At 51.2% G+C, this 21,962-nt stretch carries 18 protein-coding genes; 12 read left to right on the top strand and 6 right to left on the bottom strand.

Going from position 1 to position 21,962, the window contains the following annotated elements; all coding sequences use genetic code 11:
- On the bottom strand, positions 1-638 hold a 638-nt coding region (locus tag PPL9_RS32920), incomplete at its 3' end, for a glycosyltransferase (protein ID WP_208989100.1).
- A 123-nt stretch (positions 639-761) separates the two neighbouring features.
- Complete coding sequence (locus tag PPL9_RS01560; protein WP_057460997.1) at positions 762-1,676, bottom strand: glycosyltransferase family 2 protein; 915 nt, start codon at positions 1,674-1,676, stop codon at positions 762-764.
- 376 nt (positions 1,677-2,052) lie between these two features.
- On the opposite strand from PPL9_RS01560, the gene PPL9_RS01555 reads away from it, so the two are divergent.
- From PPL9_RS01555 to PPL9_RS01545, 3 genes are all read left to right on the top strand, one after another.
- Complete coding sequence (locus tag PPL9_RS01555; protein ID WP_057460996.1) at positions 2,053-3,216, top strand: acetyl-CoA acetyltransferase; 1,164 nt, start codon at positions 2,053-2,055, stop codon at positions 3,214-3,216.
- Between the two features lie 172 nt (positions 3,217-3,388).
- Complete coding sequence (locus PPL9_RS01550) at positions 3,389-5,641, top strand: hypothetical protein (RefSeq protein ID WP_057460995.1); 2,253 nt, start codon at positions 3,389-3,391, stop codon at positions 5,639-5,641.
- A 134-nt stretch (positions 5,642-5,775) separates the two neighbouring features.
- Complete coding sequence (locus PPL9_RS01545; protein WP_057460994.1) at positions 5,776-6,174, top strand: RidA family protein; 399 nt, start codon at positions 5,776-5,778, stop codon at positions 6,172-6,174.
- A 94-nt stretch (positions 6,175-6,268) separates the two neighbouring features.
- On the opposite strand, the gene PPL9_RS01540 is transcribed toward PPL9_RS01545, so the two are convergent.
- On the bottom strand, positions 6,269-6,460 hold the full coding sequence (locus tag PPL9_RS01540) for a hypothetical protein (RefSeq protein ID WP_057460993.1): 192 nt from the start codon (positions 6,458-6,460) through the stop codon (positions 6,269-6,271).
- Positions 6,461-6,557: 97 nt separating this feature from the next.
- Here PPL9_RS01540 and PPL9_RS01535 point away from each other — a divergent pair, with 97 nt between their 5' ends.
- The 6 genes from PPL9_RS01535 to PPL9_RS01510 all read left to right on the top strand — a co-directional run bounded on the left by PPL9_RS01535 (position 6,558) and on the right by PPL9_RS01510 (position 12,628).
- Positions 6,558-7,463, top strand: coding sequence for a LysR substrate-binding domain-containing protein (locus PPL9_RS01535; RefSeq protein WP_057460992.1), 906 nt, complete (start codon positions 6,558-6,560; stop codon positions 7,461-7,463).
- A gap of 427 nt (positions 7,464-7,890) precedes the next feature.
- A complete protein-coding gene (gene cysG, locus PPL9_RS01530) occupies positions 7,891-9,360 on the top strand; it encodes a siroheme synthase CysG (RefSeq protein ID WP_208989099.1) in 1,470 nt (489 codons plus the stop codon).
- An 11-nt stretch (positions 9,361-9,371) separates the two neighbouring features.
- Positions 9,372-9,677, top strand: coding sequence for a DUF2849 domain-containing protein (locus PPL9_RS01525; RefSeq protein WP_057460990.1), 306 nt, complete (start codon positions 9,372-9,374; stop codon positions 9,675-9,677).
- A gap of 24 nt (positions 9,678-9,701) precedes the next feature.
- Positions 9,702-11,357, top strand: a complete 1,656-nt coding sequence (locus PPL9_RS01520) for a nitrite/sulfite reductase (RefSeq protein WP_057460989.1) — start codon at positions 9,702-9,704, stop codon at positions 11,355-11,357.
- A 49-nt stretch (positions 11,358-11,406) separates the two neighbouring features.
- Positions 11,407-12,090, top strand: coding sequence for a phosphoadenylyl-sulfate reductase (locus PPL9_RS01515; RefSeq protein ID WP_244273331.1), 684 nt, complete (start codon positions 11,407-11,409; stop codon positions 12,088-12,090).
- 7 nt (positions 12,091-12,097) lie between these two features.
- The gene (locus PPL9_RS01510; protein WP_057460987.1) at positions 12,098-12,628 is read left to right on the top strand and encodes a DUF934 domain-containing protein; all 531 of its coding nucleotides are present in this window, start codon (positions 12,098-12,100) and stop codon (positions 12,626-12,628) included.
- Positions 12,629-12,687: 59 nt separating this feature from the next.
- Here the strand turns inward: PPL9_RS01510 and PPL9_RS01505 are convergent, their stop codons facing one another.
- The gene (locus PPL9_RS01505) at positions 12,688-13,896 is read right to left on the bottom strand and encodes a hypothetical protein (RefSeq protein ID WP_057460986.1); all 1,209 of its coding nucleotides are present in this window, start codon (positions 13,894-13,896) and stop codon (positions 12,688-12,690) included.
- A gap of 249 nt (positions 13,897-14,145) precedes the next feature.
- Here PPL9_RS01505 and PPL9_RS01500 point away from each other — a divergent pair, with 249 nt between their 5' ends.
- From PPL9_RS01500 to PPL9_RS01490, 3 genes are all read left to right on the top strand, one after another.
- Positions 14,146-16,014, top strand: coding sequence for an ABC transporter ATP-binding protein (locus PPL9_RS01500; RefSeq protein ID WP_208989098.1), 1,869 nt, complete (start codon positions 14,146-14,148; stop codon positions 16,012-16,014).
- A gap of 89 nt (positions 16,015-16,103) precedes the next feature.
- A complete protein-coding gene (locus tag PPL9_RS01495; RefSeq protein ID WP_057460985.1) occupies positions 16,104-17,582 on the top strand; it encodes an aldehyde dehydrogenase family protein in 1,479 nt (492 codons plus the stop codon).
- Positions 17,583-17,612: 30 nt separating this feature from the next.
- Entirely contained in the window at positions 17,613-18,365 is a 753-nt protein-coding gene (locus PPL9_RS01490; protein WP_057460984.1) for an SDR family oxidoreductase, read from the top strand.
- Between the two features lie 18 nt (positions 18,366-18,383).
- Here the strand turns inward: PPL9_RS01490 and PPL9_RS01485 are convergent, their stop codons facing one another.
- Both PPL9_RS01485 and PPL9_RS01480 read right to left on the bottom strand, forming a co-directional pair.
- Positions 18,384-19,667 (bottom strand): diguanylate cyclase, encoded by a 1,284-nt coding sequence (locus PPL9_RS01485; RefSeq protein WP_057460983.1) that lies wholly within the window; start codon positions 19,665-19,667, stop codon positions 18,384-18,386.
- Between the two features lie 463 nt (positions 19,668-20,130).
- On the bottom strand, positions 20,131-21,531 hold the full coding sequence (locus PPL9_RS01480; protein ID WP_057460982.1) for a glutamine synthetase family protein: 1,401 nt from the start codon (positions 21,529-21,531) through the stop codon (positions 20,131-20,133).
- Positions 21,532-21,962 lie beyond the last annotated feature (431 nt).

Here is a 21,962-nt window from a genome sequence, read left to right as displayed (position 1 = left end):
CGATACCGCACGAGCCGCTCGTTGAGGGCACCAATCTTCCCATATTCCAGCAGGCGCAGATAAAGGTCGTAGTCCTCCGCTCCATCAAAATGCGGTCGATAACCGCCAAGGGCCAACACAGCATCACGGCGAAACATAATGGTCGGGTGGTACAAACAGCACTTCTCAAAGAGGCGCTTGCGGATCTCAACCGAGCTTTTCGGGCACTCCATCTGGTCTATGATCTGCCCGGCCTCATCAATCACGGAAACTTCTGTTCCGCACAACTGCCAGTCAGGGTTCCGGTTCATTATCCGAACCTGCCGCTCCAGCCGAAGCGACTCTGACAGATCATCCGCATCAAGGCGGGCAACCAAGGGACTCTCAATCACCGCAAGCCCGGTATTAAGCGCATTCGAGATACCCTGCCCAGGACCTTCAAGGATCTGAAACCGGCCCTTCGGAAAATGGCCTGCAAAATGCTCCGCAATTTCCCGGGTTTCATCGGTGGAGGCATCATCCACCAACACAACAGCAAAGTCTGTGAAGCTTTGTGCCAACAGGCTGCTCAGCGTCTCTCCAAGCGTGTTTGCGGCATTGCGTGCAGGGATCAACACGCTGACAAGAGGGGCGGGATCCTGCTGTTGCTTTTCAGCCATTGAATAAGCCACCTATCTGCTTAAGCTCTTTTTGCCTTCCAGCTCAGGCTGCGAAGGAAGCTAAGCGTTTGTTGTGTTGCGTCGTTTCTTTGAAAAATCAGGAACATCGGGTGGAAGGCTGGGTCAGGTCTTATCCTGCCGTGCAGCAGTCGCCCCCCTCTGAGATGAATGGGTCTGTTCCAGAAGATCTGCTTCAATGGATTTCGCGACCCGCAGATATCGCCCAACCGCATAGTTGGTGGAGGCAATCAAACCCCACCAGCCATATCGGCAGTACCCGCGCACCAGATAGCCCTTCAGAAAGGCTGCGGGAAACTCATAGAGCAGCCGTGACCTCGGCATCCTGCGGCCCCGTCCACGCATCTCATGCACTTGCATGGTGGAATAGCGGTTCATCTTCTCAAAGTGGAAGGCAACGCTGGGAATGCTGCGGTGGTCCATATGCCCCTTCAGCATGCCTATCTTGGCATCGCTGGGCGGACGAACCGTGTCATGCACCGAGCTGGCAGAAAAACGGCCTACACTCCTGCGGTAAAGCCGGATTTGCTTATGAGAGTAAGCGTGTTTTGCAGCGGTCGTTTCGTGAGGCCACACATCGCAGATGTCCACCTCCCAAAAATCGTTCTGCGCAAGAACAGAGGTCTGGAACAGGCTCACTATCTCATCGCGCAGTGCAGGTGTGACCACCTCGTCGGCATCAATGTTCAGGATCCAGTCATTCCGGCACTGGTCCTCGCCAAACCGCTTTTGCAAGCCGTACCCGTTCCAGTCGTTGTGCAGCACACGGGCGCCCATGCGCTGGGCAACGGTAACGGTTTGGTCCGTAGACCCGCTGTCAATCACGATGACCTCATCAGCCCAGTGAATGCAGCTGGCAATCGTCTGCCCGATCCGGTCTTCCTCATTCTTCGCGATGATGAAAACAGACATCGGAATGCGGGCCTCATCAGATCGCTCATTAGCGGTTGGCTTTCCTTGCTGGGCCCGCTTTGCTGCAATGTCGATGATTTTGCTCTGGGTGGAGATATCGGGCCTCAAACTCTTGGATTATCCGCAATAATCTAGAGTTTACTCCCCCCTACACATTCCGAAATTCGTCCAATATGAAGGACTGTTTTCACCCAATAGAAACCCATCAATATCAAATAAGGGGAGATGACTGAGAAAGTCGCCGCGCACCGCCAGTCAAACCCTGCTTATGCGGAGAAGCCAGACCAATACCCATCACTCAGCTTGGGTGAAAAGGACTGCCAGATCGACAAAACCTAGCATAAAGTCCCTCGGATAGCCCCGTTCACTACAACTTCCGTATGATTGCATCTCGCGCGCAGGGGTGAAACGATTTGCGCGCATTTGAGAGCCGGGTTTGAGGCGAGACTTTCGGCACCCACTTTAATTTCTTTGGGAGAAGAAAATGGCCGCAATTATTGGTTGGGCACACACACCGTTTGGCAAACTGGCAGATGAAACCGTAGAGACTCTTGTCACAAAGGTTGCCAAGCAAGCGATTGCCGATGCCGGTCTCGCCGCTGAAGACATTGATGAGATCGTTCTGGGTCACTTCAATGCAGGTTTTTCCAAGCAGGATTTTACAGCAAGCCTCGTGCTTCAGGCAGATGACAAGCTGCGCTTCAAGCCAACCATCCGCGTAGAAAATGCATGTGCGACGGGCTCAGCTGCCGTGCATCAGGGCGTCAAATCCATCAAGGCAGGCGACGCCAAGTTCGTGCTCGTCGTTGGTGTTGAGCAGATGACCACCACGCCGGGTCGCGAAATCGGAGCAAACCTGCTCAAAGCCTCTTACCTGCCAGAAGATGGCGATACCCCGGCTGGTTTCGCTGGTGTCTTCGGCAAAATCGCAGGCATGTATTTCCAAAAGCACGGCGACCAGAGCGAAGCGCTGGCCCACATCGCTGCGAAGAACCACAAGAACGGCGTCGAAAACCCATATGCGCAGATGCGCAAGGATCTCGGCGTCGAGTTCTGCCTCAATGAGAGCGAGAAGAACCCGTTCGTGGCTGGCCCGCTGAAGCGCACCGACTGCTCACTCGTATCTGACGGTGCAGCAGCCATTGTTCTCACAGACACCACCACAGCGCTCTCTGCCAAAAAAGCCGTCGCCTTCCGCGGCATGGGGCATGCACAGGACTTCCTGCCAATGTCCAAGCGCGACATCCTCAAGTTTGAAGGCTGTACGGAAGCTTGGAAGCGCGCGCTCTCCATGGCCAACATCACCGTTGAGGACCTGTCCTTTGTTGAAACCCACGACTGCTTCACCATCGCAGAACTGATCGAATATGAAGCCATGGGGCTGGTGCCAGAAGGTCAGGGCGCAAGGGCCATTCTGGAAGGCTGGACCCAGAAGGACGGCAAACTGCCGGTCAACCCATCTGGTGGGCTGAAAGCCAAAGGCCACCCAATTGGCGCGACTGGCGTGTCCATGCACGTGCTCACATCCATGCAGCTGGTAGGCGAAGCTGGCGGCATTCAAGTGGACGGCGCAGAGCTCGGCGGCATCTTCAACATGGGCGGCGCAGCCGTTGCCAACTATGTGTCTGTGATGCAGCGCCTCAAGTAAGCTTAGCAAAACCAGACAGATGAGTATCAGAGCCCCGGTCCGCCGGGGCTTTTCTTTTGCATTGTGGCCTTGCAGCTCACCAATCGCTAACTAAGCCCTCAAACCAGCATCATCACACCAATGTGATCGTGGTAAACCTCTTGTCTGACGCAAGGTTAGGAGAGGTGTGTCGATGCCAGGACAAGAGTCAGCCCCCAAGTACGATGATTGGCTGAAAAAAGTCTATTCAGAGATGAACTGGAAGTTCCATGATCTCGTTGGCGGTGGCCGGAAGAAACGCTCCGCAAGCGTCACCAGCAAAACCTCTGAGGCAAGCGCGGCGATTGGCTCGCAAGTGGACGAAGACACACCAGAGTGGACCACAGAACCTGATATCGCAGATTACATCGTTGAAGGCACACCGGCTGCGGAACGTAAGAAACGCCCTCTCTCAGCAGCTTTGAAAGACGCAGGCATCAAATCCACCGAAGGCTTCACCCAGCGCCTCAATTCCTACCAGTCCCAAAAATCCCATTATGATGAAGACCCGTTGGGTGCAGCCTATGCGGACCCGGAGGCCGTTAAATGGGATCGACTGGTTAAAGGCACTCTGGGGGAGAGCGATAATAAAGCTCGGCAAATGGTGCTGATGCAGCACGAAATCGAGCTGAAAAAACAATCCCGTCAATTGACTCGCGAAGTGTTTCAGGATCAGTCAACCGCGCCTGAGTTCAGAGCCTATCTCCGTCAGGCCAGCGATACTCCCTCCAACCAGATGGACACAGCACAGCGCGAAACCATCATGTTCTTCAGCCAGAACATGAAGGTGTTAGGCAATGAACTGGTGGCTTCAACCAAAGAGCTGATGCACGAAAAAGCTTTTGGCGACACCATGATGAAGACCCTGCATGAAGCCAAAGCCAATGCGGTGTCAGAGCGTGAAAAGAAACGACTGACCGAGCTGGAAGAAGAAGCCATCGCCTATGGCACCGCCACCTCCAAGCAAATGGCCTTCGCGCTCAATTGCACCAACTGTGTGGAAGCTGCAATTAATCGGGGAGCTGAAGTCGAAGCAGCCGTCCTGCAATTGTCAGATGAGCGGCCCAAAGCTGTTTTCGCCACCTCTGGCTTACAGCGCACGGCAGAAGAAATGGTGCTGGCTCATCTGGACAAAAGCAACAACATGAAGAAGAGCCTGGCCTGGGCAGAAACGCAGCCATGGGCCCAGATGGTGAAGGTCAACATAAAAAAAGAAGGCCGCAACTTTTCCATCACATCAGAAACACGAAAAGCACCGGAAACACCGGCAAGCACCGGCGACCCGATGGTCGATAACCACGTGGACATGCCCCACAAGGCTGTAACCAAAACCGAGCTCGCAACCACACCGGAGCTGGTCTTCAATGGCCTGCGCTCAGGCCAGATGATGGCCTCCATGTCTCACCGCGAGACTGGTGAAACAGGACCGGACGGCAAACCATTTGTGGGCATTCCCAGTGAGGCCTCCATGGCATGGGCCAAAATTTTGCTGACAGCTCAAAAAGAAGGACAGGACATATCGGATCAACTGCCGGACTATATGGAGGTGAAGGAAGTCTGGTACCGCGAAAGCCGCTCTGGCCTCAAAGGAAAACTCAAGCGCGGCAAGCCTGAAAAGAAAGTCCATGTGGTGACGTATAAGGAGACCTCGGAGTCTGTTCAGGCGGCCCAAAAGCTTCGCGCAGCACCCAAAAACATGGCTGGAGATCTAGCAGAGCTTGCAGATAACATTGCTGACCTCAAGGCAGATCAGGCCCGCAAAGCTGAAAAGCTGAAAGCACATAAAGAGGAACTGGAGAAATTCCTCAGCTCCAAAGGCGAGGGCATGCTGGAAAGCTTCGGCGAAGCCCATGAAGCCTTCAACGCCCTGCAGGAAAACATTCTCCAGCAGGTGATCGCAAAAATGAGCAAGGGCACCAGTCTCAAGAACATCAAGAAATGGGCCAGCAAACAGCCTTGGGCAATGATGTTCGAGATCGAGTTCAAGCCTGACGAAAGTGGCAAGAAGAACCATTACAACGTCGTCGTTAAAGAAAAAGAGGAGGAAGTAGAAGAGACCGACGGAGCACCGGAAGGGGGCCGTACAGAAGCAGACGGCAGAACAAAAGATCAGGAAGCCTCACTGACAGGTGCGTTAGCCGCCCTCTCAAAGCCTGCTGTTCAAAAAGAACTGATCCTCAAATACACTGGCGAAAAGCACAACGGCGTACCTATCGTCGAAAAACCAAGCGACCTGGCAAAAAAATGGGCAGATATGATTATGAAGGTCTATGGCTCCAACGCCAAACTACCGGCCTATCTGGTGCTCAAGGATGTCGTCTACAAATCAGCTTCCCGAAATCTGATCCGGCGCGGTAAATACATCCCTTGCAAGGCCGTGGAGTTTATTCCTTCCGCCTTCAAGTAAAAGAAGCAAGCCAGTCTCACGACAACATCATTTGGATTTTCACCGCCCTCTGCTAGGTTCTGCGGGCGGTTTTATAGTTTGCATGTCTTCGGTTCGTTCGAAGCTCCCGAAGGCACGTGCAAGAAAGGTATTTCATGGTCAAGCGTTTAGTGCTCCCGCACGAGTTTCAATCCGTTTCAGAACAGCTCAACATGTCACCAGCTATCTTCTCGGGAAACCACATCTTCCTGAGTGGCATGACAGGCGCGGATATGAGCGGCCAGATGCCGGAAGACCCCGAAGCCCAGTTCCGCAACACCTTCAAAAAGATCGAATGCATCCTGCGTGAAGCCAACGTCGATATGGATGCTGTTGTTGAGATGACCAGCTACCACATCGGCCTGCGCGATCACTTCGAGCTGTTCGACTCCATCCGCCTCGAGTTCTTCTCCAAACCCTACCCAGCCTGGACCGCCATTGAAGCCGCCGGCCTCCGCCGCGAAGGCGCCATGGTAGAAGTCCGCGTCATCGTCAGCGCACACTATGGCGGGTGAGGTGGACCTGCATTCTTAGTTTGAATTTGTTAGTTTGGGATGATTTAGAAGATAACAGAGGGTGATAAGAACCATATGACGACCTTATGTCGCTTCATCTGATAAATGGCTCTGACTCTAAGTTGACCCCAATATCCTTTTGTAAGTGTGTTGGCAGATCACGTGCATCTAAACGCTCACTCCTGCTTTTCATTGAAAAGAAAATATCTCTAAATACTTTAGTTAACCTATTGAAAATATTTGATAATACTTTGATTTTCTGAGTTTCAATGACGAAGTCTGCCATGCTTTTTCTCCTGCTGTTGTTGGGGAATTAATGCCGGAGGTTGCATTTACAGTCCAATCGAATATAGGGAAGAAAGCATAAGGAGATTTTATCAAAGATGCCAAACAGTCTGCCACCACTCAACGCTCTTCGCGCCTTCGAAGCAGCAGCGAGACATTCCAACTTCACCCGTGCTGGGGAGGAGCTGGGAATGACGCAAGCAGCGGTGAGTTATCAGATAAAAGTGCTGGAAGATCGTGCCGGGAAACCCTTGTTCAATCGGGTAGGAAGACAAGTTGTTTTAACGGATGCAGGTGCGCAACTTGCGGCAGTTGCAAGTGAGGCTTTTCAGTCTATTCGTGCTGGCTTTTCGGCGGTGCAAGGAACGCAGGATGGGACACTGAAGCTAAGTGTGGTTCCCACCTTTGCCATGAACTGGCTCTCGTTGCGTATCGGAGAGTTTCAGATGGCGAACCCCAAAATTGCTGTTCAATTGGAAGCCTCTGGCGGTGTTGTTGATTTTGCATCCTCTGATATTGATATGGGGATCAGAAACAGCCCTAAAAAATGGCCTGGGTTATGTTGTCACAAACTAGCCGAAGTTACGTATACTCCCATGTTAAGTCCAAGACTTGCTGACAGCATTGGCGGTGTGAACAAGCCTGAAGACCTGCTGAAACTTCCCATTATCGACACAGGAGATCCTTGGTGGAGAAACTGGTTTGAAGCAGCTGGCGTGAAAGATCCCGATTTTTCAAACCAACCCGTTTCCCAAATGGGCACGCAAACTGTTGATGGAAATATCGCGATTGCGGGGCATGGTGTTGCGATTCTGACACCGTTGTTTCATTCAAGTGCGTTGCGGGATGGCCTGCTTATCCAGCCCTTCCCATTAAAGTGCACGGCTGAAAATCCAGTTTGGCTTGTTTACCGTGAAACGCAGAAAAACAACCCCAAAATAAAGCTGTTCCGAGACTGGATATTGAGCGAAATGGAAAAAGACAAGGCTGGCTATGCTGTCTGATCCTGTTTGGAAGATTTAACAGGATAAGCTGGAACTGATTTCATCCATGTCGCACTCCGCATTAAACGCGTGGTAGCAACCTGTAAAACGCGAAGAACCAGATTCTTTAAAATACGAGTTCGTCGAAATTGATAGGTTTTCATTTCTGGTGTTCGTTGCTCTAACGGATGTTAGGGGTATGTAGATTTATTTTCTCAATCAGCAAATGTAATGGTAATTTTGAGAGCTTATGTGGTCATATCTGCTGTAAATGTAGAATGATGTTTCACGAGTGCCGTTTTTAAAGTCAGGGCATCTTTCCTCCGTTCGAGCGCATGAAAAAAATCTTTTCTACGCACTCATCCAGCTTTGGAATGCCATACCGAGCTTAGAGGAACTCTACTCTGTAAACTCGCTTCCAATGATCCCAAAACGCTTGGAGAGCGCAATGGCTTTGGTAGAGAGCTTCAACACACAGCAGGACGAGAGCAATAAACTCGCTGTCTTTCCGACCTTTCACAAGGTTGAAGGCAAAATGGTTGTTGTTGTTGGCTGTGGTGATGAAGCTGCTGCGAAGGTGAGGCTTCTGGCGCAAACCAAAGCGCACATCCGCGTTGTCAGCCATGAGCGCCCTAGTGCAGCTTTGGCCGAAGCGGTGGCAGACGCGGACGGCGTCTTCATGCTTAGTGTGTTCAACTCGGCTTATCTGGATGGCGCAGCCCTGGTGTTTGCTGCCACTGATGAAGAAGAGCTGGATCGTGAGATCGTAGAAGCTGCTCGTGAGAAAGGCATCCCGGTCAACGCAGTGGACCGTCCTGAGCTTTGTGATTTTTACACCGGTGCGATGGTCAATCGCGCACCTGTTGCCGTGGCGATCACTTCAACAGGCGTTGGCCCTGTTTATGCCCGCCACATCCGCGCGCAGGTTGAAGCCCTGTTACCACGTGAAGCCGGTCAACTCGCAAGGTTGGCAGACAGCTTCCGTGCTACAGTTGGTAAGCTGATGCCTTCGGGAAGTGCGCGTCGTCGCTTTTGGGCTGAATTTTTTTCAGGGACTATAGCTGCGAACACTTTTGCTGGTGAGACACAAAAGGCTCTGACCGAAGCGCATCGCTTGCTGAACAGTGAGCAGGATCAGCGGGGATATGTCTGGCTTGTGGGCGCTGGCCCGGGCGCAGAAGACCTGCTGACCCTGCGCGCGCAGCGTGTCCTGCAAGAAGCAGATGTCATTTTCTATGATGCATTGGTACCGGATGCCGTGGTTTCCATGGGCCGCCGCGACGCAACACGCATCAGCGTAGGAAAACGCAAAGGAACGCACAGTTCAACGCAAACGCAAATCAACCAGTTATTGGTCTCCGCTGCCAAGTCCGGCAAACGGGTTGTCCGCCTGAAGGCAGGGGACCCAATGGTGTTTGGCCGCGCTGGAGAAGAGATCGCCGCGCTGCGTGAGCATGATGTGGACTTTGAGATTGTACCCGGTGTCACCGCAGCGTTTGCCGCGGCCGCCAGTGCGCAAATTCCTTTGACATTACGCGGGGTTGCCTCCTCACTGGTGTTTGCTACAGGGCATAACCAGCATGGAGATGTCCTCCCGGACTGGGCGGACCTTGCTCTGAATGGAGCGACAACCGCTGTCTATATGGGGCGCACCGTTGCAGGAAAAGTTGCCAACTTGCTGGCAAAATCCGGGTTGGACTTATCCACGCCTGTCATGGCGATTGAGAACGCAGCCCAGACAAAAGAACGCAATTTTGCAGGCACACTGCAAGACCTTTGTAATTTTGAGCAGCACGACAGTGTCACCGGACCCACACTTATCATCATTGGTAAGGCAGTGGCCCACGCAGATCAGTCGCGTTCGCTCCCTCTAAGCCCAATTAAATATGCAAGTTTACCGGCTGTTGTCGCAGCCTAGGGAGAGACCCGATGAAAACTATTACCGCCAACAGACTGGTCGATGGTGATGTCGTCTGGCTCGGCCACAACGGAGAGTGGGTCGAGTTTGTTGAGGCCGCCTGGATCCTCAACACCGACGAAGACATGGCCTCAGCTCTGGATTTCGCGAAAGCCGGTGAAGACAAACAGTACGTTCTCGGCACCTACGCGATTGATCTGGAACTGAAAGACGGCCATTTGCAGCCTAAGAGCTTGAAAGAGCGCATTCGCGCACAAGGGCCAACCACTCGTCTCGACCTCGGCAAGCAAGCCGAACGCCATCTGCGTTCGGCCTAAGTCCTTTTAGATTCAGGAGTTTCCATGTACCGTTACGATGAATTTGATCGCGACTTTGTTAATCAGCGCGTGAGCCAGTTCGAAGATCAGGTCCGCCGCCGTATGTCTGGCGAGCTGACCGAAGACGAGTTTAAGCCGCTCCGCCTGATGAATGGTCTATACCTGCAGCTGCACGCTTACATGCTGCGTGTCGCAATTCCATACGGCACGCTCAATGCAAACCAGATGCGGAAACTTGCCCATATCGCAAGGACTTACGACAGAGGTTACGGCCACTTCACAACGCGCCAGAACGTCCAGTTCAACTGGCCAAAGCTCTCTGATACACCGCAGATCCTGCATGAACTTGCTGACGTTGAGATGCACGCCATCCAGACCTCTGGCAACTGTATCCGCAATGTAACCTCCGACCAGTTCGCAGGCGCAGCCGCAGACGAGTTCGCAGACCCACGCGTTTACGCCGAGATTCTTCGCCAATGGTCTTCGCTACACCCGGAATTCCTGTTCCTGCCACGCAAGTTCAAGATTGCGATCACAGGCGCTGAACAGGACCGCGCTGCCGTGCAGGTGCACGACATTGGCCTGCAGCTGACCCGCAATGAAGACGGGGAAATCGGCTTTGTGGTGTTCGTCGGTGGTGGCTTGGGCCGTACGCCGATGGTAGGCCGTAAGGTACGGGATTTCCTACCGGAAAATGACTTGCTGGCCTATAGCGAGGCGATCCTGCGCGTCTACAATCGCTATGGCCGTCGTGATAATAAGTACAAGGCTCGCATCAAGATTCTGGTTCACGAAACCGGTCTGGAAGAACTGAAGCAGGATATTGAGGCCGAGTTCGAGGCAACCAAAAACGGCATTCTCGATCTGCCAAATGAAGAAGTGGTCCGCATCAACGAATACTTCGCACCACCATCTTTTGAAGCCCTGCCAAAGATCAGCACAGAGCTGGAAGCAGCCAAGCGCGAAGACCGCGATTTGGCCTTGTTCTCCAGCCGCAACCTGCATGCGCACAAAGCTGAGGGTTACACATCTGTCACCATCTCGCTGAAGCCAATTGGCGGAGCGCCGGGGGATGCAACAGCCGATCAGATGGACGTAATTGCTGATGTAGCGCAACGGTTTGGACATGATGAGCTGCGCGTCACACATGAACAGAACCTCGTTCTGCCACACGTGAAGCTGCAAGATGTCCCCACTGTCTACAAGATCCTGAAGGCAAACGAGCTCGCAGATTCAAACGCTGGCCTGATCACCGACATGATCGCTTGCCCGGGTCTGGACTATTGCGCGCTGGCAAATGCTCGCTCTATCCCAATCGCTCAGGAAATTTCCAAGCGGTTTGAAGAGGTTAAGCGTCAGAATGAAATTGGCGACCTGAAACTGAAAATCTCCGGCTGCATCAACGCCTGTGGTCACCACCACGTCGGCCACATCGGCATTTTGGGCGTAGACCGCAAAGGCGAAGAGCTCTATCAAATTACACTGGGTGGTTCTGCAGATCAGAACACATCCATCGGCAAAATCATCGGTCGCGGCTTCCCGGAAGCAGAGATCACTGATGCCGTTGAGACTGTTGTCGATACCTATTTGGCGAACCGCCTGGATGAGGATGAAAGCTTCATCGACGCCTACCGCCGCCTGGGTGATCAGCCATTTAAGGGCGCTCTTTATGGAGCATAGTCAATCACATAAGGCCTCTTTGGAGGCACAGGTGAAGCTGCTGAACCGGATGTATTCTGAGCGCGATGCTCAGGACATCCTGCAGCATGCGCTCACAGAGCAATTCTCTGGAGAGATCGCTCTGGTGTCCTCATTCGGCGCGGACAGCTCCGTGCTGCTGCACATGGTCTCTCAGGTCGACGTGCGTACACCGGTCCTGTTTGTCGACACCGGCAAACTGTTCGGTGAAACAAAGCGCTATCGTGACGAACTGGTTGAGCAACTTGGGCTTTTGGACGTGCGTGTCATCACGCCTGAACCAGAAGGTCTTGCTGAGAAAGACCCAAAGGGTGCTCTCTGGGCGTCTGATACTGATGCGTGCTGCCACATCCGTAAAGTGGTGCCACTCGCAAAAGCACTTGGTGGTTTCGAAGCTTGGATCTCAGGCCGCAAACGCCATCAGGCTGACACTCGAGCCAGTCTGGAGCATTTTGAGGTCGAAGAAGGCCGCATCAAAGTGAACCCACTGGCCAACTGGACCGCTGCCGAAGTCCTTCAATACGCAAAGGATAATGGCCTGCCATCACATCCGCTGGTCGCAGAAGGGTATCCTTCCATCGGGTGTATGCCTTGCACAGACAAGGTTGCTCCGGGTGAAGACCCACGCTCAGGCCGTTGGCGCGGTCAGGACAAAACTGAATGTGGAATTCATTTCTCAAGTGCGTCCAAGGGCGGCGCAGCCCAAAGCATCTGAGGTTCAAATGACAACAGAACTCAAAAAGACCACTGAGATCTTCAAGAACGACGAGATCGTTGCTGATGACTGGGCCTATATCGCAGAGGATGAAGCCCTGCCAGCCGAGGGGAAGTTTATCTTCTCTCTGGAGCGTTTTCTGGCAGAAGAACAACAGCTTAAGCAGACAAATCTGACTTTGGGTGTTGTACTTCGTGCAGGTGAAAAGGCGGAAAAGCTGGCTGATCATCTTGAGGCGCTGGAACTCATTGCAGTGGACTTCCCAAGCTTCGCAGATGGCCGAGGTTTCTCTGCTGCCCGCATTCTGAGAGATGGATTGCGCTACGGTGGCGAGATCCGTGCGGTTGGTCCGTTCATTCTTGATCAGATCGGCTTCATGCTCCGCGTCGGCATCAACAGTTTCGCGCTGGACAACCCACGTCTACGAGCTGATCTGGAGTCCGGCAACCTCAATGAAGTCACTGCCTACACGCAGCCAGTCTTTGCGCGAAAAGAAGCGCCCGCTGGTACGAGACCATGGGCGCGACGTCCGATTTGATTTTAGAGCAAGATACTCAAATTTAATGAGAAAAGGCGGGTCAAACACCCGCCTTTTTCTTATTCTGCTGGTTGAGCCTGTAGCTGGTTGGAGGCTGAAAGCATCTTTCCGTTGAGCTTCAGGAACAGCCAGACTGTTGCGATCTGGATTACAATCAGCGGGGCGTACAGCGCGAAGTAGGCGATGGACATGGAGCCAAGAACACCGAGCTTCACAAGGCCTGCATTGATGACGAAATTACCGAAGACGAACAGTGCAACACCAGGGCAAACCAGCGCGTAAGAACCTGGAGACTTGTCCGGACCAGCAATCCAGCGGTCATAGTAGCCAACCCGCTTCATGACTGCCCAGCCGATCAGACCAAACAGGATCTGGATTGCGAACAGGCTGATCAGGAAAACATAGATACCACCAGCAGTTACCGGTGCATCGAAGTTATGCGCAAGGCTCATTTTGATGCGGTAGATTGCAATGCCAACTACGGTCAGGAACGGAATAATGATCCAGAGTGTTGGTGTGGTTTCGCCCGCAGCTTTGTGCTCCATCATAGAACGGAAGCCGAGGATCAGTTTGATTGTCCCCATCACAATCGCTGAGCCGATGAACAGAGCGCTACCAGCAATGCCGATTGCCGCAATCACCTTGGTTTGACTCATAGCTGCCGGAGCAGAGAAGCCAACGCCAATCATGGCAAATGCGAATACGGAGATCATTTGGCCAAGGCTGTTGTTCTTTGCGCACTCATATCCACCCTCTGTCAGGACACGGGAGATGAAGTCCAGATAGATGCGGAAGCCCAACACTCCGATAGCTGCAAATGCCAGCAGGGAGAAGGGGAACAGGATTTCGCGAATGCTCCAAAGGCCAGGTACAAATACCGCACCCGCGATGAAGCTGACATTGACTGTCATGGCAAGAGCCAGCGGAATAGTCATCAATTGGCTTTCCGCGTTGGAATTTTTAAAGCCTTCAAAAACCTTGGTTTGTTTCCACTTTCCGTACTCAGAAAAATTCCAGAACAGCAAGCGAAAGTGCAAAACTGAGAAGAAGATAATACCAACCGCGGCCACAACAATCAGCGCCTGCATAGCGATGGAACCGTTGTTGAAGGCCTCAGTCAAAGAGGCAAAGTTAGCGATAGGAGATCCCTTATGTGGTGTCATCCACATCAGGTACATAAAGAAGCTAATTGCCAAGCCACCTGCACCAACGGCGGACAAAAAGTACAGAGGAGAATACCGCTCACCTAAATTAGAAAGATAACGCATTGGGCTAATCCTTTTTTGAAGTTGAAATTAATATATTAGAAAATACTAAAATAACAATACATAAAATTAGAAAAATCTAATATAGAGATAATGCGTTGAATTTAATAAGATAAAATATGCGTAGTGCTAGAACCTGCGCAAAATGACACAGTCTCGAGTTCAAATTTGAGTAGATGAATTCTTCTGGGTTTTCACAAGCCGAGTCGCACGATAGTCTAAGTGTTCTCTTTTTGTCTCCCGGAGCAGATCGTGCTGAATGCGCTTTATCAGTGGGCAACCAATCATGTTGACCCATTTGCCAAAAATCATATGGAATGGGAGAGCAAAACGCATTTGCAACAACTGCGTTCTCTCGTGTTCATCTTTCCAAAGCACACTCTGGTTCTATTGCTGGTGGTGCTGGTCGAAACCATTCTGACTGTCTTCCTGCTGTCATTTGTTGGCTTCTTGATTGATCAGATGGAAGCGAGTGGACCAGAGCTGTTCTGGCAGCAGAATATGTGGCTGATTGTGACTGCTGCGGTCGCATTTCTTATTGCAAAGCCAGTATTTTCAATTGCTTATGAAGTTCTGATTTCACTGACACTTCACGTTAATATTCTCACCTCATCGCGTGTCACGTTCTTTGATCGACTACTCAATCAGGACATGACGTTCTTTCAAAAGGAGTTTGCGGGAAACCTTGCCAGTAAAACTTTTGGAGGTGGGCGCGAAGTTGCAGAACTGTTCTGGGCAGGGATTGGAATTGTCATCCCAAACTTTTTCTTTGCAGGGTCGCTCCTGATCGCCTTGTCATGGCTGCATTGGTATCTTGGGGTAGTCATGCTTATCTGGATCGGATTGTTTGCTGTCCTTGCGTATATCCGCGTGCCAATCATTCGCGATGCTTCAAAAGAAGGAGCAGATATCGCGCATGCCGTGAATGGTTCTGTTGTTGACGTTTACTCCAACATTCAGACTGTGAAGCTCTTTCAGGGTAATGATCGTGCGCTTGGCCATTTCACAAATCAACTCAGAGGTTTCAAAGAGGCAATAGTTAGGTTCCGCTCCACAGTGGTTACATCACGGATGCTTGTTGCACTCGTCGGAGCATGTGGTCTTGCTGCATTTACGGGCCTAAGTCTTGCGTTGTGGCATCAACAGGCAATCACAACAGGTGAAGTTGCAATCGTCCTTGGTTTTGCCATTCGCCTGGAAGGCAAACTGCTGGAAATATTTGCTCAGTTAACCGGCCTTTTCCGCTCTTATGGCTCGTTTAAATCCACCGCCAGAACCATGGAGCACTCGCTTGGCCTTGTTGACGATTCTGAGGCCAAGAACTTTCACTATGAGAAGGGCCTTATTGAGTTTAATAATGTCGACTTTGCCTACGGCCAGCAAACCGCGATTGTGAAAGATCTGAATTTCATTATCCAACCCGGTGAGAAGGTTGGTATCGTTGGTCACTCAGGTGCTGGCAAATCAACCGTCGTGAATCTGCTGCTGCGCATGTACGACGTTGAAGGTGGAGCTATCACCATTGATCATCAGGATCTGCGAAGCGTCACGCAAGAGTCTCTGCGGGTAGAAATCGGGTTGGTGACACAGGATACCTCGTTGTTTCATAGGTCTATTTTCGACAACATCTCGCTTGGTAAAGATGATGTCGAGATGGAAGATGTTCGCGAAGCTGCCCGCCGAGCGCATGCTTTGGAGTTCATTGAGGCACTGGAAGACAACAAAGGCCGAAAAGGCTTTGAGGCATTCGTAGGTGAGCGTGGCATCAAACTTTCCGGTGGGCAGCGTCAACGGATTGCATTGGCCCGTGTGTTCCTGAAAAATCCGCCAATCCTGATCCTGGATGAAGCAACATCAGCTTTGGACACCAAGCTGGATGCGGACATTCAGGAGATCCTGAATGATGTGATGAAGGACAAAACCACCCTCGCTATTGCTCATCGTCTGACGACTGTTGCCAGAATGGACCGGCTGATCGTGATGGACAAAGGGCAGATTGTTGAAGCAGGAACGCATGCAGAATTACTGGCGAAAGACGGGATATATGCAGAGCTGTGGCACAATCAGTTTTATGGAGTAAAGAGCTCAGCAACGGTTCTGACACCAACTGAAACCCAGTAAAACTCCCCCAAGAAGAGAATTGCGCCGCCCTCTTACATGAACTAGCGTTTGGATGACCAGCACAAAGCTTATCATCCGAGGGGGGCGGTATGACAGAGTTTAGCGTGACACTTAATTCTCAGAATTTGAAAAAATACAGATCAATTATCAATGGCTTACAGTGTGATGCATCCTCTGGAGAAACCATTGATATGATCTGTCCAAGTACGGGCTTGCCATATGCAACGATTCCTCGGTGTACTGCATCTGATGTCGGGAAAGCGGTTTCTTCTGCAAGAACAGCGCTCATCTCAAAGGAATGGGCTTCGCTATCTGCAGGGCAACGCGGAGAGCGTTTATTAAAGCTCGCGGAGTTGATTTCGCAAAACCGGGACCATCTGGCAGAGCTTGAGGCACGTGACACCGGTAAACCCCTAAGCCAGGGCTACGGGGACATCGATGCTGCCGCCCAGTACTTCCGGTTTTATGGTGGAGCGGCTGACAAAATCACAGGAGAGACGCTACCGATTGCGGTTGATTACCTCGCGATGACAGTTCGTGAGCCGCATGGCGTCGTCGCCTCCATCGTGCCATGGAACTACCCCATGCAAATTTTCGCGCGCGTTGCAGGAGCAGCGTTAGCCATGGGCAATACACTGGTCGTTAAACCCTCTGAAGATGCCTGCTTATCCATTATTGAAACAGCCAATCTTGCAGTTGAAGCTGGTTTTCCAGCTGGAACACTCAACGTTTTAACAGGTTTAGGAGAAGAGGCTGGAGCTGCGCTCTCCTACAATCCTGAGGTAGATTTCATCACCTTTACAGGATCGCCGGATGTGGGGACTTTGATCCAATCCGCAGCCGCGCGCAATCATATCGGGTGTACATTGGAACTTGGCGGTAAATCCCCGCAAATTATCTTCGAAGATGCTGATCTGAGCAAAGCACTACCTGTCATTCAGGACTGCATTTTGAAGAATGGTGGTCAAACCTGTTCTGCTGGATCGCGTGTTCTGGTGCATCAAAGTCGTTGGGAAGAGACAGTTGATACACTCAGAACCGCCTTTAGAAACACTGTCTCAGGCCAATACAAAGATAATCTAGATCTCGGACCATTGATTAACGCCAGCCAACTCCGCCGTGTAAACGCTTTCTGTGAGCAGGCGGAAACAGACGGCATTCCGCTGATTGGGGAAGGTACAATCGCCCCGGATGCGCCGACAGAGGGCTATTACACCACAGCAAAAGTCTATGGTCCGGTTCCAACAGATCACTCACTTGCGCTGGACGAAGTCTTTGGCCCGGTTCTCTCGCTCATTCCGTTTAGAACGGAAGAAGAAGCTGTTCGCATTGCCAATGGTACTCCCTACGGGCTCGTGGCTGGCATTTGGACCAAAGACATCGCAAGAGCAACGCGTGTTGCCAAAGCCATCCACTCTGGTCAGGTCTTTGTAAACACCTACGGTGCTGGTGGAGGAGTTGAACTGCCATTTGGTGGGGTCAAGAAATCTGGTCACGGCAGGGAAAAAGGCTTTGAAGCACTTAAAGAATTCTCTGTTCTGAAGACCATTGTTGTCAGTCACGCTTAAGGCGGACTTTCACACTTGGGGAGGAAAAGCGTGTCAGGACGATTGGAAGGAAAAACCGCGATAATCACGGGTGGTGCAGCTGGTTTTGGGGAAGGCATCGCTCAAAAATATGCGCAAGAAGGGGCCGCGGTCATCATCGCTGACCTCGATGGAGTTGCAGCAAGAAACCTTGCAGACGCAATCGGTGACACAGCGTATGCCATCGAGACAGACGTGACCGTGCGCTCCGATGTGAAAGCCATGGTCGCTTATGCAATTGAGAAAACTGGGCGGCTGGATGTCGTCGTCAACAACGCTGGCTACACCCACCGCAACTGCCCTTTAGCACAGGTAGATGAAAACAACTTTGACCGCATTCTAGAGGTGAATGCCAAAGCCATCTATCTGACAACGCTTGAAGCTTTGCCTGAGCTGGAAAGACAGGGCGGAGGTGTCATTATCAACACCGCCTCTACAGCGGGCATCCGTCCTCGTCCCGGGCTCACTTGGTACAATGCCTCCAAGGGCTGGGTCATCACAGCGACCAAATCCATGGCGGTCGAGCTTGCTCCTCAAAACATTCGCGTCAACGCTTTATGTCCAGTGGCCGGAGAAACCGGCATGCTGGAACTCTTCATGGGAGAAGACACCCCGGAGAAGCGCCAGCAGTTTCGTGACAGCATTCCTTTGGGGCGCTTCTCCAAACCAGAAGACATTGCAAACGCAGCACTCTGGCTTGCTTCAGATGAAGCTCAGTTTATCACCGGTGTAGCTTTGGAAGTCGACGGAGGTAGGACAATCTGACGGCAGGGTGCCGTCAGACTACATGGCATCAAGAGTGGTTGCAGAAGACGTTACAATGCGGTTGCGGCCAGATTTCTTGGCTCTGTACAGGCAACGGTCCGCAACCCTGAGAGCGCTCGCCAGTGACTTCTCAGAGCCTGCTGAAAGGCCGACGCTGATCGTTGGTGCAAACGTATGTTCGTCATTACCGGGATCTGTGACTGGCATGGAACTTCTGAGCTCAGAGAGAAACTGCTTGGATGTGGGCTCATCGATATCAGGCAGTGCAACGCAGAACTCGTCTCCACCAATTCGAATGGCGACGCTTCTTGGCGGCAGGAGATCCGAAATGCGATGCGCGACAGAGATAATCAGGTTGTCTCCGGTTTCATGGCCAAACTTGTCATTGATCTGCTTAAAGCGATCAATGTCGATCATGGCATATCGCATCTCCTTGCCAGCGAGCATCTGGTCTTTATGAAGTTTATCGACGACGTTGTAGAGGTGGCGACGATTAAACAGGCCTGTCATCGGGTCACGATGCGCCATCTCGGTCAGTTCACTTATGCGGTCCAACTGATTGAGGTTCTGCGAAACGCGCAGCATCAGCTCCTCAGGTGTGCACGCCTTGTTCAGGAAGTCGTTAGCACCGGATTTCAGAAACTTCGCAGTAAGGGCAGGGTCATCTGTTGCTGAGATTCCGATGACTGCCAAAGTACTAAAGCTATGCCTCCGCCGGATCTGCGTCATGACTTCAAAGCCAGTCGCACCCGGCAGCAAATGATCAATAATCAGCAGCTTGATATCGGGGTTTTGCTTGAGTGTTTCCAACGCTTCTTCGCCAGAATTTGCTGTGATCACCTGAAGGCAATAGAGCTGAAGCCGCTTCTTTAACAGCGCCAGTGCATGCGAAGAATCGTCCACGATCAGTACTTTGGTGCTGAGGTTCCTGTCGACGCGATTGACCAGCTCACCAAGGTAACCAAGGCTCGCAGGAGAATCCTTGAGGACGTAATCTACAATCCCCTTCTTCAGAATTGATCTCCGGGTACCCTGGTCAAAACGCCCCGAGAACACGATTGTCGGCAGTCCGGCGTCGATAGTCAGATCTACAACCTCACCATCCGGCGCATCTGGAAGCGTTAGATCAACAAGAGCAAGGAATGGCTTTACCTTACCTTCTTCTAAAATAGTTTTTGCCTGAGCATACGTTTTCGCTGTCGTGACATGATAATGCCCCGCACGCTCAATCTCGCTTTCAGTTACGCGAGCAAAGAAATTGGCATCTTCAACGAGAAGAATGCTCTTTTTCTGATCTGGCATGTGATGTCCTCAAAAACCAGCAAATGCGATTTAAATTGCGTTTGCAACCTATTAACCGCCATCAATAGCCTCGAATATGGTTTGTAATAAACAACATTTGAAATGTATTTAAAATTAGACATAAAGTTGTGATAAAATTAAATAAAATCAAAAATTGCATGATAGACTAGGAATTCTGAAATTAAATACCCAGTGAATTCAAAAATATGTAAGTATAATTTCGTATAATCTCACATTTTTGTGATGTTTTGACGAAAATTCGATCCGCATGTGTATTTGTAATTAGTTAAATTCGAAATATAAATCGGTTTAAATTAAGTTTCCTGGAAGTATCTCTTAGGAACTATGCTGTGACTGGCTCTAGTAAATATTATGAAAGTTAAAATTGCTGGACATCATCCACTCAACTAAGGGGTGTGGTATCCACAGTTTCGCGTGAAAGTCACACCCCATCCGGTGGGAATCAGACGTTCATCAGCAGGTATTCTCGTTCCCAGGCGCTGATAACGGACATAAAGGTCTCGTACTCTTCAAGTTTGATGGCTCGATATGTGGCAACAAACTGTTCGCCGAAAATCTCCAGCAAATCATCGTCTGCTTCAAACTCATCAACGGCATGAAGCAATGTACGCGGAAGTTTGCTCATAACCTCACTGTTGTCGGTATCTCTCGGCTTATCAGGCTCAATCCCTTTCTTGATACCCAGGTATCCGGCGGCGAGGCTGGAAGCGATAACGAGATACGGATTGGCATCAGACCCCGGCACCCGGTTCTCTAATCGTCGAGCATCAGGAGATGAACTAGGAACACGAAGTCCCACAGTGCGGTTGTCGTAGCCCCAGAACAGGTTGGTCGGAGACCCACTATCACGCGCGAAACGGCGGTAGGAGTTCACATAAGGCGCCATAATCGGCATTAAAGCGGGCATGTAACGCTGATGCCCACCAATAAAATGATAGAAGGCAGGCGTTGCCTCGTTCTCTGCACTGTTGAAGATGTTCTGTCCTGTCTCCCGGTCAAGGATAGACTGATGAATATGCATAGATGACCCCGGCTGAGAGGACATCGCCTTGGCCATGAAGGTGGCGTAAATGTTATGGCGCAGCGCTGCCTCGCGAATGGTGCGTTTGAACATAAACGCCTGATCCGCCAGCTCCAGAGGGTGACCGTGTCTTAAGTTGATTTCCATCTGAGCAGCACCCTCTTCATGAATAAGGGTGTCGATCTCCAGTCCCTGAGCCTCAGAAAGATCATAGATGTCGTCAATCAACTCGTCGAACTCATTAAGAGCGGAGATTGAATAAGACTGCCTGCCAACTTCAGGGCGACCAGAACGACCAACTGGAGGCTCCAGCGGATAATCGGGATCGGTATTGGGCTTAACCAGATAGAATTCCACCTCAGGGGCGATAATTGGTTGCCAGCCCTCAGCATCATAAAGCTCAAGAACGCGCTTTAGGACATTACGCGGAGCAATCGGGAAGGGCTTCCCATCCTTGGTGAAAGCATCATGCAGGAGCTGAGCTGTCGGGTCAGTCTCCCAAGGCACAATGGTCAGCGTTGAATAATCGGGCTTGAAATAAAGGTCGCCATCCGTCGGATTATATTGAAACCGATCATCATCCTCAGGGTAATCGCCAGAAATAGTCTGAGCGAAAATAGAGGAGGGCATTGTCAGCGTGTTGCTGCTGAAAAACTTGTTTGTCGGCATCATCTTGCCGCGTGGTACCCCGGCAACGTCAGGTACAACACACTCAATATCTCCAATGTTCCGGGCTTGCAGCCAGGTGCGGGCTTCTTCAAGGTCGCTCACACCGCGCATATTAAGCGCCGCTTCATCATCCGGATTAATTTCAGAACTCATAGGACTTCCAATTGGGTTTGCTACCAAATGTTCGTGGCAGCGTTTCACTCATGAAAAGTAATTCAGCTCTTTGCGGCTGCTATAAGATCCAGCTTGCTTCTGGTTTGGGTAGTAGTCTAGCAGAGGTCAGCTCAAGTCGGAAACTATGTTGTTTTGTGGAAGTTTAATTGTACCTTCTCTTTAATCGTTCCGAGTGTGTAATTACGCCTCATTCTAACAAAATTACAATGCTTACTTAAGGTGATAATGTGGTCATCTAAGCCAGCCTACAACATTGAGAACTGGTTGTTTTCTTGAATTTTGGATGATGAATAAGAGCCAACAATGTCTGATGACACTCTGTGGCTTCTTTCAGGTTCCCAGTACAGTTGAAGACACTTCAGATAGCGGACCGTTGACCAGACGGCAGTGAAGAAGAAGTTTCTAGTGCT

This window comes from Pseudovibrio sp. POLY-S9 (assembly GCF_001431305.1).
Classification (GTDB): Bacteria; Pseudomonadota; Alphaproteobacteria; order Rhizobiales; family Stappiaceae; genus Pseudovibrio.
This window is presented reverse-complemented; position numbering and strand designations above follow the sequence as displayed.

Coding starts and splice junctions, on each gene's coding strand:
- PPL9_RS01555 (WP_057460996.1), top strand. CDS start 2,053: ATGGCCGCAATTATTGGTTGGGCACACACACCGTTTGGCAAACTGGCA.
- PPL9_RS01550 (WP_057460995.1), top strand. CDS start 3,389: ATGCCAGGACAAGAGTCAGCCCCCAAGTACGATGATTGGCTGAAAAAA.
- PPL9_RS01545 (WP_057460994.1), top strand. CDS start 5,776: ATGGTCAAGCGTTTAGTGCTCCCGCACGAGTTTCAATCCGTTTCAGAA.
- PPL9_RS01540 (WP_057460993.1), bottom strand. CDS start 6,460: ATGGCAGACTTCGTCATTGAAACTCAGAAAATCAAAGTATTATCAAAT.
- PPL9_RS01535 (WP_057460992.1), top strand. CDS start 6,558: ATGCCAAACAGTCTGCCACCACTCAACGCTCTTCGCGCCTTCGAAGCA.
- cysG (WP_208989099.1), top strand. CDS start 7,891: ATGGCTTTGGTAGAGAGCTTCAACACACAGCAGGACGAGAGCAATAAA.
- PPL9_RS01525 (WP_057460990.1), top strand. CDS start 9,372: ATGAAAACTATTACCGCCAACAGACTGGTCGATGGTGATGTCGTCTGG.
- PPL9_RS01520 (WP_057460989.1), top strand. CDS start 9,702: ATGTACCGTTACGATGAATTTGATCGCGACTTTGTTAATCAGCGCGTG.
- PPL9_RS01515 (WP_244273331.1), top strand. CDS start 11,407: ATGTATTCTGAGCGCGATGCTCAGGACATCCTGCAGCATGCGCTCACA.
- PPL9_RS01510 (WP_057460987.1), top strand. CDS start 12,098: ATGACAACAGAACTCAAAAAGACCACTGAGATCTTCAAGAACGACGAG.
- PPL9_RS01505 (WP_057460986.1), bottom strand. CDS start 13,896: ATGCGTTATCTTTCTAATTTAGGTGAGCGGTATTCTCCTCTGTACTTT.
- PPL9_RS01495 (WP_057460985.1), top strand. CDS start 16,104: ATGACAGAGTTTAGCGTGACACTTAATTCTCAGAATTTGAAAAAATAC.
- PPL9_RS01485 (WP_057460983.1), bottom strand. CDS start 19,667: ATGCCAGATCAGAAAAAGAGCATTCTTCTCGTTGAAGATGCCAATTTC.
- PPL9_RS01480 (WP_057460982.1), bottom strand. CDS start 21,531: ATGAGTTCTGAAATTAATCCGGATGATGAAGCGGCGCTTAATATGCGC.